The 14985-nt window shown below is 58.3% G+C and carries 20 protein-coding genes; 9 read left to right on the forward strand and 11 right to left on the reverse strand.

Features of this window, described 5'->3' with window-relative positions; translation table 11 throughout:
* The first annotated feature begins 78 nt into the window (after positions 1-78).
* Positions 79-1290, forward strand: coding sequence for an aldose 1-epimerase family protein (locus AC1DSG_RS02595; RefSeq protein WP_477789454.1), 1212 nt, complete (start codon positions 79-81; stop codon positions 1288-1290).
* Positions 1291-1365: 75 nt separating this feature from the next.
* Here AC1DSG_RS02595 and AC1DSG_RS02600 read toward each other — a convergent pair whose 3' ends face one another.
* The 3 genes from AC1DSG_RS02600 to AC1DSG_RS02610 all read right to left on the reverse strand — a co-directional run bounded on the left by AC1DSG_RS02600 (position 1366) and on the right by AC1DSG_RS02610 (position 3790).
* Positions 1366-1668, reverse strand: a complete 303-nt coding sequence (locus AC1DSG_RS02600) for a hypothetical protein (protein ID WP_477789455.1) — start codon at positions 1666-1668, stop codon at positions 1366-1368.
* Positions 1655-2095: a hypothetical protein gene (locus AC1DSG_RS02605; protein WP_477789456.1), complete on the reverse strand. Its 441-nt coding sequence runs from the start codon at positions 2093-2095 to the stop codon at positions 1655-1657. Before AC1DSG_RS02605 ends, AC1DSG_RS02600 begins: the two co-directional genes overlap by 14 nt.
* Before the next feature lie 201 nt (positions 2096-2296).
* Complete coding sequence (locus AC1DSG_RS02610; protein WP_477789457.1) at positions 2297-3790, reverse strand: YifB family Mg chelatase-like AAA ATPase; 1494 nt, start codon at positions 3788-3790, stop codon at positions 2297-2299.
* Between the two features lie 282 nt (positions 3791-4072).
* Between AC1DSG_RS02610 and AC1DSG_RS02615 the strand changes: the two genes are divergently transcribed.
* Positions 4073-4336, forward strand: coding sequence for a HigA family addiction module antitoxin (locus AC1DSG_RS02615; protein ID WP_477789458.1), 264 nt, complete (start codon positions 4073-4075; stop codon positions 4334-4336).
* An 11-nt stretch (positions 4337-4347) separates the two neighbouring features.
* Here AC1DSG_RS02615 and AC1DSG_RS02620 read toward each other — a convergent pair whose 3' ends face one another.
* Both AC1DSG_RS02620 and AC1DSG_RS02625 read right to left on the reverse strand, forming a co-directional pair.
* Positions 4348-4869, reverse strand: a complete 522-nt coding sequence (locus AC1DSG_RS02620; protein WP_477789459.1) for a BRO-N domain-containing protein — start codon at positions 4867-4869, stop codon at positions 4348-4350.
* A 438-nt stretch (positions 4870-5307) separates the two neighbouring features.
* Positions 5308-5568 (reverse strand): accessory factor UbiK family protein, encoded by a 261-nt coding sequence (locus AC1DSG_RS02625; RefSeq protein ID WP_477789460.1) that lies wholly within the window; start codon positions 5566-5568, stop codon positions 5308-5310.
* A gap of 421 nt (positions 5569-5989) precedes the next feature.
* On the opposite strand from AC1DSG_RS02625, the gene glnK reads away from it, so the two are divergent.
* The 4 genes from glnK to sutA all read left to right on the forward strand — a co-directional run bounded on the left by glnK (position 5990) and on the right by sutA (position 8763).
* Positions 5990-6328, forward strand: a complete 339-nt coding sequence (gene glnK / locus AC1DSG_RS02630; RefSeq protein ID WP_002555808.1) for a P-II family nitrogen regulator — start codon at positions 5990-5992, stop codon at positions 6326-6328.
* A gap of 35 nt (positions 6329-6363) precedes the next feature.
* Positions 6364-7701, forward strand: a complete 1338-nt coding sequence (locus AC1DSG_RS02635) for an ammonium transporter (protein ID WP_477789461.1) — start codon at positions 6364-6366, stop codon at positions 7699-7701.
* A gap of 211 nt (positions 7702-7912) precedes the next feature.
* Entirely contained in the window at positions 7913-8338 is a 426-nt protein-coding gene (locus AC1DSG_RS02640) for a secondary thiamine-phosphate synthase enzyme YjbQ (protein ID WP_007942369.1), read from the forward strand.
* A gap of 101 nt (positions 8339-8439) precedes the next feature.
* Positions 8440-8763: a transcriptional regulator SutA gene (sutA, locus tag AC1DSG_RS02645; RefSeq protein WP_007942370.1), complete on the forward strand. Its 324-nt coding sequence runs from the start codon at positions 8440-8442 to the stop codon at positions 8761-8763.
* Positions 8764-8901: 138 nt separating this feature from the next.
* Here the strand turns inward: sutA and AC1DSG_RS02650 are convergent, their stop codons facing one another.
* Genes AC1DSG_RS02650 through lptM form a run of 6 tightly spaced genes read right to left on the reverse strand, consistent with a single transcriptional unit; the run spans position 8902 to position 13521 of the window.
* Positions 8902-9606: an HAD family hydrolase gene (locus AC1DSG_RS02650; RefSeq protein ID WP_477789462.1), complete on the reverse strand. Its 705-nt coding sequence runs from the start codon at positions 9604-9606 to the stop codon at positions 8902-8904.
* Positions 9603-10502 carry a tyrosine recombinase XerC gene (gene xerC / locus AC1DSG_RS02655; RefSeq protein WP_477789463.1) on the reverse strand — a complete coding sequence of 300 codons (900 nt, stop codon included), beginning with the start codon at positions 10500-10502 and terminating at the stop codon, positions 9603-9605. Before xerC ends, AC1DSG_RS02650 begins: the two co-directional genes overlap by 4 nt.
* Before the next feature lie 2 nt (positions 10503-10504).
* Positions 10505-11230: a DUF484 family protein gene (locus AC1DSG_RS02660; protein ID WP_477789464.1), complete on the reverse strand. Its 726-nt coding sequence runs from the start codon at positions 11228-11230 to the stop codon at positions 10505-10507.
* Between the two features lie 13 nt (positions 11231-11243).
* Positions 11244-12074, reverse strand: a complete 831-nt coding sequence (gene dapF, locus AC1DSG_RS02665) for a diaminopimelate epimerase (RefSeq protein WP_477789465.1) — start codon at positions 12072-12074, stop codon at positions 11244-11246.
* Positions 12075-12078: 4 nt separating this feature from the next.
* A complete protein-coding gene (gene lysA, locus AC1DSG_RS02670; protein ID WP_477789466.1) occupies positions 12079-13326 on the reverse strand; it encodes a diaminopimelate decarboxylase in 1248 nt (415 codons plus the stop codon).
* 9 nt (positions 13327-13335) lie between these two features.
* Complete coding sequence (gene lptM, locus AC1DSG_RS02675; RefSeq protein WP_477789467.1) at positions 13336-13521, reverse strand: LPS translocon maturation chaperone LptM; 186 nt, start codon at positions 13519-13521, stop codon at positions 13336-13338.
* Between the two features lie 296 nt (positions 13522-13817).
* Here lptM and cyaY point away from each other — a divergent pair, with 296 nt between their 5' ends.
* The 3 genes from cyaY to rnk all read left to right on the forward strand — a co-directional run bounded on the left by cyaY (position 13818) and on the right by rnk (position 14983).
* Positions 13818-14150, forward strand: coding sequence for an iron donor protein CyaY (gene cyaY / locus AC1DSG_RS02680; RefSeq protein WP_477789468.1), 333 nt, complete (start codon positions 13818-13820; stop codon positions 14148-14150).
* Positions 14151-14154: 4 nt separating this feature from the next.
* Entirely contained in the window at positions 14155-14373 is a 219-nt protein-coding gene (locus AC1DSG_RS02685) for a DUF1289 domain-containing protein (protein ID WP_477789469.1), read from the forward strand.
* Between the two features lie 199 nt (positions 14374-14572).
* Entirely contained in the window at positions 14573-14983 is a 411-nt protein-coding gene (gene rnk, locus AC1DSG_RS02690; RefSeq protein WP_150780144.1) for a nucleoside diphosphate kinase regulator, read from the forward strand.
* Positions 14984-14985: the final 2 nt, after the last annotated feature.

The following is a 14985-nucleotide window of genomic DNA, read 5'->3' on the forward strand; positions in this document are numbered from 1 at the left end:
GGCGTCAGCTTTTTTAAGCTTGCTGAATCGTTTCATCAGCGCTATAAAAAATGCACAACTCCAAGAAAGGCTTTCCCCATGTCCCCGCTAAAACTCGTCGTCGCCCTTGGCGCGCTGTCCGCCTCCCACGCCATGGCCTGGGATTACGTCCTGCTCGACAGCGACAAAGCCGCGCAAAACTGGCAGATCACCAGCCAGCAACTCGGTGTGAAGACCGACCATCCCTTCTCCGTGAACCTTCGTACCTTGCACGGCGGCCGGCAAGAGGGCGTCAGCATCGTCGACATCGATAACGGCATGATGAAACTCTCGGTGGTGCCGACTCGCGGGATGAACGTCCTGCAGGCGTCGGTCGGTAATGTGCGCATGGGCTGGGATTCGCCGGTCAAGGACGTGGTCAATCCCTCCTTCATCGAGCTCAACGGTCGTGGCGGCCTGGGCTGGCTCGAAGGCTTTAACGAACTCGTCACTCGCTGCGGCTACGAATGGGTCGGCCATCCCGGCATGGACAACGGCGAATTGCTGACCCTGCATGGCCGCGCCGCCAACATCCCGGCCGGCAAAGTCACCCTGCATATCGATGAAAAACCGCCCTACGCGATCAGCCTGCGCGGCGAACTCAAAGAGCAGGCGTTCAAGAAAGTCGATTTCTCGGTAATGACAGAATTGGTCACTGAGCCCGGCAGCGTCACATTTGCCCTCAACGACACCCTGACCAACAACGGTGATTATCCGAAGGAGTACCAGGCGCTTTACCACAGTAACTTCAGCACGCCGTTCCTGGAGCAGGGCGCCCGATTTGTGGCACCGGTCAAACAGGTGTCGCCGTTCAACGACAAGGCCAAAGGGGATCTGCCGGATTGGCAGACTTACCGTGCGCCGACCAAAGATTACGACGAAACCGTTTACAACGTTGTGCCTTATGGCGATGCCAAGGGTGACACGTTGACCGTGCTGCATAACAAGGCAGGCAGCCTTGGGGTGTCGGTTGGGTTTAATACTCAGCAGTTGCCCGTGTTCTCGTTATGGAAGAACACCGATACGCAAGGGCAGGGATATGTGACCGGGTTGGAGCCGGGGACGAGTTTTTCCTATAACCGCCGGTATCAGCGGCCGATCGGTTTAGTGCCGATGATTGGGGCTAAAGAGCAGAGGCAGTTTCAGATCAGGTATAGCTTGTTGGCGGATAAGGGGGCTGTGGAAAAGGCGTTGAAGACGGTGAGCGATATACAGGGTGGGCGGGAGACTGAGGTGAGGCAGGCGCCGTTGGTGGATTTGACCAAGGAGTAAGCGGCCTTCTCTATCGCTCGACAGATGCTAGATGAGCAGTAATGCTGCATGTGGTGTTCACTGCTCATTGAAGGGTCAAAAGGGAAGTCTCATTTTTGAGGCTTGTGCGGCATCAAACAACCGCCCGATGAAATCGAAGTCATTCCAGGTTTGATTGGTATAAAACCGGTACTCCTTGTCTTCGATATCATCGAAGTAATAGATGACGTACTCCGCATATTTTTCATCGGAGTTGAAGCTGTAACGTAATGAAAGGGAAAAGGCTTTTTCTTTGAGTTTCACAAGCGAGTTATTGTCATCATAACTCCAGGAGAATTCGCCTTGCTCCGTTCTCGCTGTAAGCGTTTTGACAAAATCGAGAAATTTAGGCGGTAACATATTGTCGCCCTCTGGCCGGGTTAACCTTTTCAAGGTTCTCTTTGATGTTTTCAAGATTGTGATGAATAACTATTCGGGTCGCTTTCTCAAGTCGAGCGCTTGCTGACGTGAAAATGCCTTTTCTGATCGCGGTTTCAGTTTTTCCAAGGATATTGTCAATCCTTTCAAATTCCTGACCTGTGCCAGGTATTTTGGCAAATAGAATCCTGAAATGCTGATAGCACTTCAGCGCCAATTGATAGTTTTCGGTATCCACATAACCTGCTGTCTCATTGAGCGTCGCAAGGCATTCGCTTACGGCTGAGGCGCCCTCTACTGCTTTAGCGTCCTTGAGCGCTCTGTTGGCTTCTGCGCTGATGCTCCGTGAGTAACGAACACTGTGTAAAACTTCAGATATTGAAATAATGAGCGCGACGATGGTTATCACCGTGCCCAACGTAGGAAAAATTATTCAGGGATGTCGGAGAGCCGACAACGATTTCCTGCTGCAGAAGCGCCGTCCAAACGATGGCAATACTTATCAAGCAATAGACAAATCTGATCCAATGACTCTTTAGTAACTCCATGTATTACTGACGCTCTCCCTGAAAAGTGATCTGCATAAATGATTTGGGGGAATAGCAATCGGTTACGCTGATGCAGGTCGGTACTGCAACGCTTCCGCCAAGTGTTCGCGGGTAATTGCATCGACCTGTTCAAGGTCTGCCAACGTACGGGCAACCTTTAGTAGGCGGTGGGCTGCTCGCAGTGACAATGTCAGTCGTTCGCAAGCGGATTCCAGCCAGTTTTCATCGGCTGTGGATAACTTGCAGTGTTTGCGCAGGCCCGGCAGATCGAGGAATGCATTGGCGCAGCCTTGGCGTTTGTGTTGCCGCTCTCTTGCGTCGGCGACCAGTGCTGCCGCAGTTGCTGTGTCGTCGCCAGGCTTTGGGGCGGGGTTCAAAGCGGTCGCCTCCCGAGCGACGGTCAGGTGCAGGTCGATGCGATCCAGCAATGGCCCGGACAGTTTGTTGCGGTAGCGCTGGACCATGTCCGGTGAGCAGGAGCAGCGTCCACTCGGCTCGCCAAGATATCCACAGGGGCAAGGGTTCATTGCTGCCACCAATTGGAAACGCGCCGGGAAGCGCACGCGGTCTTTGGCGCGGGATATCACGATGTGACCGGACTCCAGCGGCTCCCGCAATACCTCCAGTACCTTTCGATCAAACTCCGGGAGTTCGTCCAAAAACAGTACGCCATGGTGAGCGAGGGTGATTTCGCCGGGCTGAGGCCGTGAGCCGCCCCCGACCAGTGCCGGGCCTGAAGCAGAGTGATGAGGTTGGCGAAAAGGTCGTTGGGGCCAATGACTCAAGGGTACACAGCTAGAGACCGATTGAATGGCTGCGACCTCAAGTGCTTCATTCTCGGTCAATGGCGGCAAAAGCCCCGGTAAACGACTGGCTAACAGGGTTTTCCCCGTTCCTGGCGGCCCACTGAACAGCAAATTATGTGCGCCTGCCGCCGCAATCAGCAGCGCACGCTTGGCTGACATTTGGCCTTGCACCTCATTCAAATCTGGATACGGCATGCTGGCGTACAGCAAGCCATTGGATACGTAGGGCTCGATCGGCGTGTGTCCGTTGAAGTGCCCAACGACCTCAAGCAAATGTTCCACCGCGATCACCTTTAATCCCGACGCCAGGCACGCCTCTTCGGCATTGGCTCGCGGCACCACCAGCGTCCTCCCGGCCTTGCGCGCCGCCAAGGCTGCCGGCAATACACCGCGAACCGCCCGCACTGCGCCAGATAGTGCCAATTCTCCCAGACATTCCACGTCATCCAGTGTCAACGTTGGTACTTGCACGCTGGCCGACAGAATCCCCAAGGCAATCGCAAGGTCGAATCGCCCGCCGTCTTTCGGCAAATCTGCCGGGGCGAGATTCAAAGTGATGCGTCGTGCCGGAAATTGGAGACCGGAATTGATGATCGCGCTTCGAACCCGGTCCTTGCTTTCCTTCACAGCAGCTTCCGGCAAACCGACCATTGTCAGGGAGGGCAAACCGTTAGCCAGGTGAACTTCGACGGTGACGGCGGGCGCGTCTACACCAATCTGGGCGCGGCTGTGGACGATGGAGAGGGACATGGTCGTTCCTTGAGCTTTACGGGAACCGCTTCCTGCGGTTTTTTGAAGGGTAGCCGGCTAGCATGACAACGCAGGCGCCAAACTTTCGCAGAATGTTGCGAGTCGCTTTCTGGTTGGTGAAGCGTAAGCGAGCATGGAGTGCCGGCGTAATCAGCCTGGGGATGAGGTTTTTGTAGGACCTTGCCGAGATACATGAAGGACGTCGGCCAAAGAGCGTGGGGGCGCTTGTGTGCTAGAGAGCTCTGCTTATGATCAGAGCAGATCAAGTTCTCAGGAGGTGAAATGAACACGAGTGGAATGCGGCCGATACATCCCGGGGAAATCCTTGAAAAGGAGTTTCTTGGGCCGTTGGGTTCTACGGTGGCGGATCTTCCATACCGGTTGTGCATGTTCGAGGCTGAAGTGATTGAACTGGTGGCACAGAACCGAGATGTCAGTCCTGACCTCGCCAGAAAGTTATCCATGCACCTGAACACCACGCCCGAATTCTGGCTGAATTTGCAGTCGACCTACGATCTGCGTCGTGCCGAAAACGGGCATGGGTGATTTTCAGGTACTTATAGCAACTGGAGGACTCGCGAAGCTCGCTTCCACCACGGCGCATTGACCGCGATTCGTGGTCTTTCCCTGCTCGGTAGCATCTGCGGAACATCCTGCAACCGAATCCACGGCTGATTATTCCAGTGCAACAAACTCAACGTCATCTCAGGCCAGTTCAATAAGCTCAGGGTCGGGCGTTCGGTTGAAGTCGGTTGCTGTGCATCCCTGAGGGCGGGGACCACGTCGTGGGTTAGCCATTCGCGTAGGCCCCGGTATTCGGGGCAGTAGTGGTAGACCAATAGGGCGTAGACGCCGGATTCGCTGATTAGCAGGGTGTCTTCGATGACGCCGTGGATGAGGGCTTGCGCGAACTGGTGTTGATCGGGGTCGAGTTTTCGTACGGCGCGTTCGTCAAGGAAAAGGCGGAGTAGTCGGCCAAGGTCGCGGGCGCTGAACCAGGGTTGGTTTTCGAGGAGGAGGGCGTGGAGGTTGAGTTTGTGGCGGGTGAAGACGTGGGGAACCAGATAGTTATCGTTCATAGAGCAGTTCTCGGATGCGAATGAAGAAAACTGCCTCTGATCGTCGCCAAACGAAAAGGGTGGCAGCTATGCGCGGGTTGGCGAACCGGTGCACCCGAAAACCGGTAGACCCGAAGGTCTCCCACGCACAGCCGCCATAATTCGAGATGGGAATAATTCCCTGGTTCGAACGTGGTCACGGTGCGTCGGATGCTGTCCAGGTCGCCAAACCCAGTGCTGAATATTCAGCTGAGAATGAGCTTAGGAACCTGAGCTTCACGGCGCTATCGGACGGCGGTGGTGATCTTTGTAGGACGTTGCCGAGATGGTGGCGGGGCAGAAGATCAAAAGCTCGCAGCCCTCGGCAACTCCTACAGATAAATCTGAAGGTCGTTCCGACCTTATCGCGAGCAGGCTCGCTCCCACAGTGGATTGGGCTCCATCGTGGGATCTGCGGTATTACTCCGCAGGCGGAATCAGCTTCGCTTCCAGCTCCGCCACCTTCGCCTCAAGACTCTCCAACCGCGCCCGGGTGCGTGCGAGCACGACCATCTGGCTATCAAACTCTTCCCGGCTGACCAGGTCGAGCTTGCTGAAACCGCTCTGCAACAGTGCCTTGAACTGGCTTTCGATTTCGCTTTTCGGCAGCGGGGTATCGCCGCTGAAGAGGCGGGAGGCGGTGCCCGTCAGGGCGTCTAGGAAGTCTTTGGGCGCGAGCATGGGAAAGGTCCTGGAAACATTGGCGGGCAGTGTATCACGCAGTGTCTATAGTCAATTCCGGTAGCCAACCGGCGCACGTTTTTCGCGCATGCGGACGGACGGCAACGCACTGTTGTTGTGCGTTAGTTCTCGGGTAAATCAGGGTGGCGGACTGCTGTATTGGCCAAAGGATTGAATTCAGTAGGTTTTGTCGAGATGGCAAGCTTTCTGCTTAGTGACTATCAACCCATGCACTGATGCAGTCGCTGTGTCGAATGCAGTGCGCCAGGCGAAACGGGGGGAAGTGTTTCGTTCGGGGTGGTTAGCTGGAGTCGGACGGGCATTCAAGGCCGACGATGCGTTACAAAGCCAGGCACTGCGCTTAGACTTGAGACGGGTTTGTTTTCCTGGGGCAAGTCCACCAATTCGGGAGAGAGTTTTCATGAAGCTAGTCACTGCCATCATCAAGCCGTTCAAACTGGACGACGTACGCGAGTCGTTGTCCGAGATCGGCGTGCAGGGCATTACCGTTACTGAAGTCAAAGGCTTCGGTCGGCAGAAGGGTCACACCGAGCTGTATCGCGGCGCGGAATACGTGGTCGATTTTCTGCCTAAGGTGAAGATCGATGTCGCCATTGACGACAAGGATCTGGATCGGGTTATCGAGGCGATAACCAAGGCGGCCAACACCGGCAAGATCGGTGACGGCAAGATCTTCGTGGTCAATCTGGAACAGGCGATTCGCATCCGTACCGGCGAAACCGATACCGACGCAATCTAAGCCGCCACAAACCCAACGCCCCAGGAGAAAACAATATGACTCTGCGTAAATTCGCAGGGCTAGGAGCCCTGTTGTCCCTCGTAATGCCCGGCCTGGCTTTGGCGGCAGACGAAGTGGCAGCCCCAGTCCTGAACTCCGGCGATACCGCCTGGATGATGACCTCGACAGCCCTCGTGCTGTTCATGACCATTCCTGGCCTCGCGCTGTTCTACGGCGGCATGGTTCGGTCCAAAAACATTCTTTCCGTGATGATGCAGTGCTTCGCCATTACCGGTCTGATCAGCATCCTGTGGGTCATTTATGGCTATAGCATCGCGTTCGACACGACTGGCATGGAGCAGGGCGTCGTCAACTTCAATTCGTTCATTGGCGGCATGGGCAAGGCATTCCTCGCCGGTGTCACGCCATCGAGCCTGACCGGTCCTGCGGCGCTGTTCCCTGAGGCGGTGTTCATCACCTTCCAGATGACCTTCGCCATCATCACCCCAGCGCTGATCGTCGGTGCCTTCGCCGAGCGGATGAAGTTCTCCGCCATGCTGATCTTCATGGGCGTGTGGTTCACCCTGGTTTACGCACCGATTGCGCACATGGTCTGGTCCGGCAACGGCGGCCTGATGTGGGACTGGGGCGTGCTCGACTTCGCCGGCGGCACCGTGGTGCACATCAACGCCGGTGTGGCGGGTCTGATTGCCTGCCTGGTGCTGGGCAAGCGTAAAGGCTTCCCGACCACCCCAATGGCTCCGCACAACCTCGGTTACACCCTGATGGGCGCCGCGATGTTGTGGGTCGGCTGGTTCGGCTTCAACGCCGGCTCCGCTGCTGCGGCCAACGGCACGGCCGGCATGGCGATGCTGGTGACCCAGATCGCAACCGGCGCTGCGGCACTGGGCTGGATGTTCGCCGAGTGGATCACTCACGGTAAGCCAAGTGCACTGGGTATCGCCTCGGGTGTGGTTGCCGGTCTGGTGGCAATCACTCCAGCCGCTGGCACCGTGGGCCCGATGGGCGCGCTGGTCATCGGCCTGGCGGCCGGTGTTGTGTGCTTCGTCTGCGCCACGACCCTGAAGCGCAAACTCGGTTATGACGATTCCCTGGATGCGTTCGGCGTACATGGTATCGGCGGTATTCTCGGCGCGATACTGACCGGTGTGTTCGCTGCACCGGCCCTGGGTGGCTTCGGTACCGTCACCGACATCGGTGCACAAGTCTGGATTCAGTGCAAAGGCGTAGGCTTCACGGTGATCTACACCGCGATCGTCACCTTCATCATTCTCAAGGTCCTGGACGCCGTCATGGGCCTTCGGATCACCGAAGAGGAAGAGGCTGTCGGCATCGATCTGGCACTCCATAACGAACGCGGCTACAACTTGTAAGACGCGCATAAAAACTTGCCCGGCTTGCCGGGCATTTTTTTGTCTGGCGTTTGTCAGTGAGGTACTGCTGAAAGGTTTTTTCGTACACGTTCAGGGGCGTTTACGACGGGCGTTCTTCTGCGGCCGATGGCTTACATCATTGAAGGAATATTAGGGCCTTTGTTTTTTCCCAGAGCGCGCTAGAATGCGCCCCGAACGTGCGGAGAACTGTATGTGGCAACAGACTCTGATTACCCTGCGGGCAAGGCCCCGGGGCTTTCATCTGGTAACGGACGAGTTACTCGCCGGCCTGCCTGAACTCAAGGCGTGTCGGGTCGGTCTGTTGCATCTGTGGCTGCAGCATACCTCGGCGTCGTTGACCATCAACGAGAACGCCGATCCGGCGGTACGTCGCGACTTCGAACGGTTTTTCAATCGTCTGGTCCCACAAGGAACAGACGGCTATGAGCATAACGACGAAGGCCTGGACGACCTCCCGGCGCACTTCAAGGCCAGCGTGCTTGGCTGTCAGCTCAGTTTGCCGATCTCGGCAGGCCGACTGGCGCTGGGGACCTGGCAAGGTGTTTATCTGGGCGAGCACCGTGATTTTGGCGGTGCCCGTAAAGTCCTCGCCACCGTGCACGGTGAAGAGGCATGAACCGCTGGTCACCAGCGGTTATTGAATTTTTCCGGCGACTGTCGACAGACGGTGAAGCTGGGCTATAACTAATCTGCTTTTCGCAAGTCATGAGGTAGAACATGAGCGACGATGATCTGGAAAACGACGACCTCGAAGTAGGCGACGACGACGAAACCGAAGAAGGTCTGGAAGCAGCGGCCGAAGACGTCGCTGAAGACGACGGTGGTGAAGCGCCCGTTCCGACCGCCAAAGGCAAAGCCAAGGCTGCGGTATCGGTCGATGAGCTGCCGAGCGTTGAAGCCAAGAACAAGGAACGCGATGCACTCGCGCGGGCCATGGAAGAGTTTTTGGCCAAGGGCGGCAAGGTGCAGGAAGTAGAGGCCAACGTGGTCGCCGATCCTCCCAAGAAGCCTGATAACAAGTACGGCAGCCGGCCTATCTAGGCGTCTGCCCTTGCTTGCTGAAAAAGCCCGCCGTCGCTGCGGGCTTTTTCATTGCTGGTACAAATGTCTTGGGCCTGACGCAACCCTGTAGGAGCCGAGCAAGCTCGGCTCCTACAGGGGCAGTGTGTGAATTCAAGGTCAGTGCCGGGAGTTCCACAGAGCCAACAACGCCGGCAATTCGGTCAGGCTGCGAATCTCCGCGTCAGGCAGGCGATCAGCTTCCCACACCTTGCCTTGCGGGTTAAACCAGACCGCCCGCAACCCGGCCTGCTGCGCCCCGGCAATGTCATCGCCCGGATGATCACCAATATGCACGGCCGTCTCGGGCGTTGCTCCCCCGCGCTGCAACGCCTCATGAAACAAACGCGCATCAGGTTTGGCGATGCCGATATCTTCGGCACACAGCGCAAACTTGAAGTAGTCCGCCAGCCCTAACCGGCGTACATCGGCGTTGCCATTGGTGACCACGCCCAAGGCGTAGTGCTTGGCCAGTGTTATCAGGGTCGGCTCGACTTCGGGGAAAACGTCGATCTGATGCCGCGCATGCAAAAACACTTCGAAGCTTTTCTCTGCGAGATCGGTCGCCTGGCCATGGTCGTAACCAGCCTCTTCCAACGCATGGAACAACACCCGACGGCGCAATGCGCTGATGCGATGTTTGAGTCCCGGTTCGCTGCTCAGGATCCGCTCCCGAATGGCCCACAAATGCTCTACCGGCACGCCCCCAAGGTTCGGCGCATGCTCGGTCAGCCATTCACGCAGTACGGCTTCGGCGCTGAGGATCACCGGGGCGGTGTCCCACAGGGTGTCGTCGAGGTCGAAGGTGATCAATTGGATGGTCATGAGTCATCGCCCTTAATGCGTTTGGCTCGTGGATGGGCGCTGTCGTAAACCGCGGCCAGGTGCTGGAAGTCCAGGTGGGTGTAGATTTGGGTGGTCTTGATGTCTGAGTGGCCGAGCAGTTCCTGCACTGCGCGCAGGTCTTGCGAGGATTCCAGCAAGTGGCTGGCAAAGGAGTGCCGCAGCATGTGCGGGTGCAGGTTTTGCCCCAGCTCACGCTCGCCCGCCGCCTTGACCCGAACCTGAATGGCCCGTGGGCCGAGGCGCCGGCCTTGCTGGCTGACGAATACGGCGTCGTCCGCCGGGTTGGTCATGGCCCGCAGCGGCAACCAGAGTTCCAGGGCTTCGCGTGCTTTTTTGCCGACCGGCAGCAGACGGGTTTTGCTGCCCTTGCCCAGCACTTGAACCATGCCGTCGGCCAGGTCCAGCTGATCCAGATTGAGCCCGGTCAGCTCCGAAAGACGCAATCCAGAAGAATAGAACAGCTCCAGAATCGCCTGATCCCGCCGCGCCAGGAAATCATCTTCCACCGCGCCTTCCAGCAGTTGCAGTGCGCGGTCGGTGTCGAGGGTTTTCGGCAGGCGGCGCTCACCCTTCGGCGGCGCCAGGCCATTGGCTGGGTCGTGGTCGCACAGACCTTCGCGATTCAGATAGTGATAAAGCCCGCGCACCGCCGATAGCAATCGCGCCAGGCTGCGGGACGATTGACCCTGCGAATGCAGGCGGGCGATCAAGCTGCGCAGGCGCTGGATATCCAGTGCGGCCCAGCTGTCGATGTTCTGTTTGACGCAGAAGCCCAGCACCTTGTCGAGGTCGCGGCGATAGGCGTACAGCGTGTGAGGCGACACCTGTCGCTCACTGCGCAGGTGTTCGCAGTAAGCGTCCAGTTGCCGTTCCATGATCAGCGTACCGAGCGCAGGGAGCTGTTGACCCTTGGCAGCACGCGGCCCATGACTTCGGCGATGTAGTTCAGGAACAGGGTGCCGACCGAGCTTTTGTAGTGCTGCGGATCACGGCTGGCGATGGCCAGGATGCCGTGAATGCCTTGGTGGCTGATCGCGACGACGGCAGTGGAGCCGATTTGCTTGCGCTGTTCTTCGCCGAACAGGAAGTCCAGTTCGTGTTCACGCAGGCTGCCGCTGACGCTTTTGTCTTCCGTCAGCAAGCCGCCGATGGCCGTTTGCGCCTCGGCGTGAGTGACCCAGCGGCCCACCGGCATCGGGTTGTCACCCAGCAGGATCAGGCTGACGAAGGGCACCTGGAAGTCTTGGCGCAAGCTGTCTTCGACGCTGATCACCACGTCTTCCAGGCTGGTGGCGTCCATCAGCGCGAGAATCAGGCGGCGGGTCTTGTCGAAGAGTCGGTCGTTGTCGCGGGCCACGTCCATCAAATGCGAGAGACGATGACGCAGTTCGATGTTGCGGTCGCGCAGAATGGTCATCTGGCGCTCGACCAGCGAAATGGTGTCGCCGCGCCGGTGCGGAATACGCATGGCCGGGAGCAGTTCTTCGTGTTCGATGAAGAAGTCCGGATGGGCCTCCAGGTACGCGGCAATCGCCGCCGCCTCAAGGCTTTCGCAAGGGGCTTCGTCGGGCTGCAGGGCGGGAACCTGGGGCTTATCGGTCATGGATTTCGCTCACTCAAAGACGCACTTGTCCTTCATATACGCGTACTGCCGGGCCGGTCATCATGACCGGTTGGCCAGGGCCTGCCCACTCAATGGACAAGCGCCCGCCAGGCAGGTCGATCAATAGCGGCGAGTCCATCCACCCCTGGCTGATCGCGGCCACTGCGGCTGCACAGGCACCGGTTCCGCAGGCCTGGGTTTCCCCGGCGCCACGTTCCCAGACGCGCAACTGTGCACGGCTGCGGTCGATGATCTGGAGAAAACCGACATTGACCCGCGCCGGGAAGCGCGGGTGGTGTTCGATTTTCGGACCCAGTTCATGCACCGGTGCATTGTTGATGTCGCTGACCCGCAGTATCGCATGGGGGTTGCCCATGGACACGGCAGCCAGTTCGACCGGGGTACCATCGACGTCAACCGGATAGCTCAGTGCCTGTTCCGGGGCCACAAACGGAATATCCGCTGGCACCAGGCGCGGTGCGCCCATGTTGACGCTGATCTGGCCGTCGCTCCGCACGTCCAGTTCGATGATGCCGCTTTTGGTTTCGACGCGAATCTGCCGTTTTGCGGTCAAGCGCTTGTCGAGTACGAAGCGGGCGAAACAGCGCGCACCGTTGCCGCACTGTTCCACTTCGGAACCGTCGGAGTTGAAGATCCGATAACGGAAATCCACGTCCGGGTTGCTCGGCGCTTCGACGATCAGCAACTGGTCGAAACCGATACCGGTGTGCCGGTCGCCCCATTGCTTGGCGTGCTTGGGCAGAATATGCGCGTGCTGGCTGACCAGGTCGAGGACCATGAAGTCATTGCCCAGGCCGTGCATCTTGGTAAAACGCAGCAGCATGGGGTTACTCCGGCAGCAGGCTTTCGCCAGCAAACAACTCGGCTACCGTCTCACGGCGACGCACTTCAACTGCCTGATCACCGTCCACCAACACTTCAGCGGCGCGGCCGCGGGTGTTGTAGTTGGAACTCATGACAAATCCATAGGCGCCGGCCGAATGCACAGCCAGCAGGTCGCCTTCTTCCAAGGCCAGCTGACGGTCCTTGGCCAGGAAGTCGCCGGTTTCGCAGATTGGGCCAACGATATCGTAGGCACGCGCGGCCGTATCACGCGGGCGCACAGCGGTGACGTCCATCCAGGCCTGATACAGCGCCGGGCGGATCAAGTCGTTCATGGCCGCATCGACGATGGCGAAGTCTTTGTGTTCGGTGTGCTTGAGGTACTCGACCTGCGTCAGCAGCACGCCGGCATTGGCCACGATGAAGCGGCCCGGTTCGAACACCAGCGCCAGGTCACGACCGTCGAGCCGCTCGCGCACAGCCTTGATGTAATCGCCAGCCAATGGCGGCTCTTCATCGCGGTAACGTACACCCAAACCACCACCCAGATCGATGTGGCGCAGGTAGATGCCGCAGTCGCCGAGGCGGTCGACCAGGCCCAGCAGGYGGTCGAGGGCATCGATGAACGGGGGCAGGGTGGTCAGTTGCGAGCCGATGTGGCAATCGACACCGAGGATTTCCAGGTTTGGCAGCTGCGCGGCACGGACGTACACGTCTTCCGCGTCAGCGATGGCGATACCGAACTTGTTCTCTTTGAGACCGGTGGAAATGTACGGGTGCGTGCCCGCGTCAACGTCCGGGTTAACACGCAACGAGATCGGTGCGCGAACGCCCAGTTCGGCGGCAACTACTTGAAGGCGTTCCAGCTCATCGGTGGATTCGACATTGAAGCAGTGCACGCCGACTTCCAGGGCGCGACGCATGTCGTCACGGGTCTTGCCGACACCGGAGAACACGATCTTGTCGGCGCTGCCGCCAGCGGCCAGAACACGCTCCAGCTCGCCACGGGAAACGATGTCAAAACCGGCGCCCAAACGCGCCAGGACATTCAGTACGCCCAGGTTGGAGTTGGCCTTGACCGCAAAGCAAACCAGATGCGGCATGCCGGCCAGTGCATCGGCATATGCCAGATACTGAGTTTCGATGTGCGCGCGGGAGTAGACGTAGGTCGGTGTGCCGAAACGTTCGGCGATGGCAGACAGGGCCACACCTTCCGCGAACAGCTCACCGTCACGGTAATTAAAAGCGTCCATGTCGTTCCCTTATTGGTAGACGTCGTGCTTGTGTGCTTTGGATGCAGGCTGCTGTTGCGACGACTTGGCCTGCTCGATAGGGTCCTGGTCTTCGTCTGGCAGATACAGCGGGCCTTTTTGACCACAGGCCGATAAAAAGCTGACAAAAGCGACGAGCGAAGCGAGCGCAGCAAAGGACGAGATCAGGCGCTTCATGGCGAAATCCTTGAAAATGCATTAATTGCGCCGGAGTATACCGGCCACCCGACAGCTTGCCTATGCGATGGGGCTCCCGTCTGGCGGGGCTTGGCAGATCCGGTCAGCCAAGCGCAACCCTTGTGGGAGCGAGCCTGCTCGCGAAGGCGGAGTGTCAGTCAACCAAGATGTTGAATATGATGTCCTCTTCGCGAGCAGGCTCGCTCCCACAGGTTTCGTTATCCTTTGCAATCACCGGGGCTCGCCCGTATCTTGCGGCGCTTGAGCGTGAACAGACACTTTTTGAGGTTGCCGCAATGAGTTTGACCGAAGCCCGTTTCCACGATCTGGTCGATGCCACCCAGCAGACGCTGGAGGATATTTTTGACGAGTGTGACCTGGATATCGATCTGGAGAGCTCGGCCGGTGTGCTCACCGTCAAGTTTGAAAACGGCAGCCAGTTGATTTTCAGCCGCCAGGAACCGCTGCGTCAGCTGTGGCTGGCGGCCGTCTCCGGTGGTTTCCACTTCGACTACGACGAAGAGAGCAAGCGCTGGATGTGCGACAAGAGCGACGAGCAACTAGGCGAAATGCTGGAGCGCATCGTCAAGCAGCAAGCGGACGCCGACCTGGATTTCGAAGGTCTGTGAGGTCGTGACCCAGCCTGCGCCCGTCCGCGCGCCTAAACCGCTCTACAGCAATGTCAGCCCGGCGGTGCCTTCGCCGTGCAGCGGTGTGTGCCGGCTGGACGAGCAGAAGGTCTGCCTTGGGTGTTTTCGTCATGTCGAAGACATCCGCGAATGGCGCTCGGCGGATGATGAGCGGCGACGGGTTATTTGCGCGCAGGCTTCTCAGCGCAAGAACTCCGCCTGAAGCCATAACACGACCTGTTGCAGCTGGCGAAGCCTGCGTCCGGCTGCTACAAAGTGTGTCTGTCGCGCCTGGCTTGTATATTTATTGAGCTGTGATAGTGTCCAGAAACGCCTCAACCCATCGAGGCTCCGTGAAAACCCCGTCTTTTTCTGGCGGGGTTTTGCTTTTTCTGTGCAGAAGAAAGGAGTCTGCCTCAATCATGACCGCACCTTCCATCACCCTTACTCGTCTGGACGTGCAACGTCTGGAGCGCCTGATCGACAGCCTGGATGACACGCTGCCGGGCGTAATCGCGCTGCAAACCGAACTGGACCGCGCCGATACCGTGGTCGGTCACGATGAAGTGCCTGCCGATGTCGTGACCATGAACTCTCGCGTGCATTGCCGTGAAGAAAGCAGTGGCAAGGACTATCACCTGACCCTGGTTTATCCCAAGGATGCCAACGCCGACGAAGGCAGGATTTCCATTCTGGCACCGGTCGGCAGTGCACTGCTGGGTCTGAAGGTTGGCCAGCACATCGACTGGCCGGCACCGGGCGGCAAGACTCTCAAGCTGACGTTGCTGGAAGTCGAATCACAACCTGCCCATGGCGGCGACTTCCCGGAATAACG

The organism is Pseudomonas sp. P5_A12, assembly GCF_056400685.1.

What these genes read in the sequence shown, in the direction of transcription:
- AC1DSG_RS02615 (WP_477789458.1), top strand. Translation starts at nt 4,073, where the DNA reads ATGAACACGAGTGGAATGCGGCCGATACATCCCGGGGAAATCCTTGAA.
- lptM (WP_477789467.1), bottom strand. Translation starts at nt 13,521, where the DNA reads ATGAAGCGCCTGATCTCGTCCTTTGCTGCGCTCGCTTCGCTCGTCGCT.
- xerC (WP_477789463.1), bottom strand. Translation starts at nt 10,502, where the DNA reads ATGGAACGGCAACTGGACGCTTACTGCGAACACCTGCGCAGTGAGCGA.
- AC1DSG_RS02600 (WP_477789455.1), bottom strand. Translation starts at nt 1,668, where the DNA reads ATGTTACCGCCTAAATTTCTCGATTTTGTCAAAACGCTTACAGCGAGA.
- AC1DSG_RS02635 (WP_477789461.1), top strand. Translation starts at nt 6,364, where the DNA reads ATGACTCTGCGTAAATTCGCAGGGCTAGGAGCCCTGTTGTCCCTCGTA.
- sutA (WP_007942370.1), top strand. Translation starts at nt 8,440, where the DNA reads ATGAGCGACGATGATCTGGAAAACGACGACCTCGAAGTAGGCGACGAC.
- AC1DSG_RS02610 (WP_477789457.1), bottom strand. Translation starts at nt 3,790, where the DNA reads ATGTCCCTCTCCATCGTCCACAGCCGCGCCCAGATTGGTGTAGACGCG.
- dapF (WP_477789465.1), bottom strand. Translation starts at nt 12,074, where the DNA reads ATGCTGCTGCGTTTTACCAAGATGCACGGCCTGGGCAATGACTTCATG.
- AC1DSG_RS02595 (WP_477789454.1), top strand. Translation starts at nt 79, where the DNA reads ATGTCCCCGCTAAAACTCGTCGTCGCCCTTGGCGCGCTGTCCGCCTCC.
- cyaY (WP_477789468.1), top strand. Translation starts at nt 13,818, where the DNA reads ATGAGTTTGACCGAAGCCCGTTTCCACGATCTGGTCGATGCCACCCAG.
- glnK (WP_002555808.1), top strand. Translation starts at nt 5,990, where the DNA reads ATGAAGCTAGTCACTGCCATCATCAAGCCGTTCAAACTGGACGACGTA.
- AC1DSG_RS02640 (WP_007942369.1), top strand. Translation starts at nt 7,913, where the DNA reads ATGTGGCAACAGACTCTGATTACCCTGCGGGCAAGGCCCCGGGGCTTT.
- AC1DSG_RS02620 (WP_477789459.1), bottom strand. Translation starts at nt 4,869, where the DNA reads ATGAACGATAACTATCTGGTTCCCCACGTCTTCACCCGCCACAAACTC.
- AC1DSG_RS02660 (WP_477789464.1), bottom strand. Translation starts at nt 11,230, where the DNA reads ATGACCGATAAGCCCCAGGTTCCCGCCCTGCAGCCCGACGAAGCCCCT.
- AC1DSG_RS02650 (WP_477789462.1), bottom strand. Translation starts at nt 9,606, where the DNA reads ATGACCATCCAATTGATCACCTTCGACCTCGACGACACCCTGTGGGAC.
- rnk (WP_150780144.1), top strand. Translation starts at nt 14,573, where the DNA reads ATGACCGCACCTTCCATCACCCTTACTCGTCTGGACGTGCAACGTCTG.
- AC1DSG_RS02625 (WP_477789460.1), bottom strand. Translation starts at nt 5,568, where the DNA reads ATGCTCGCGCCCAAAGACTTCCTAGACGCCCTGACGGGCACCGCCTCC.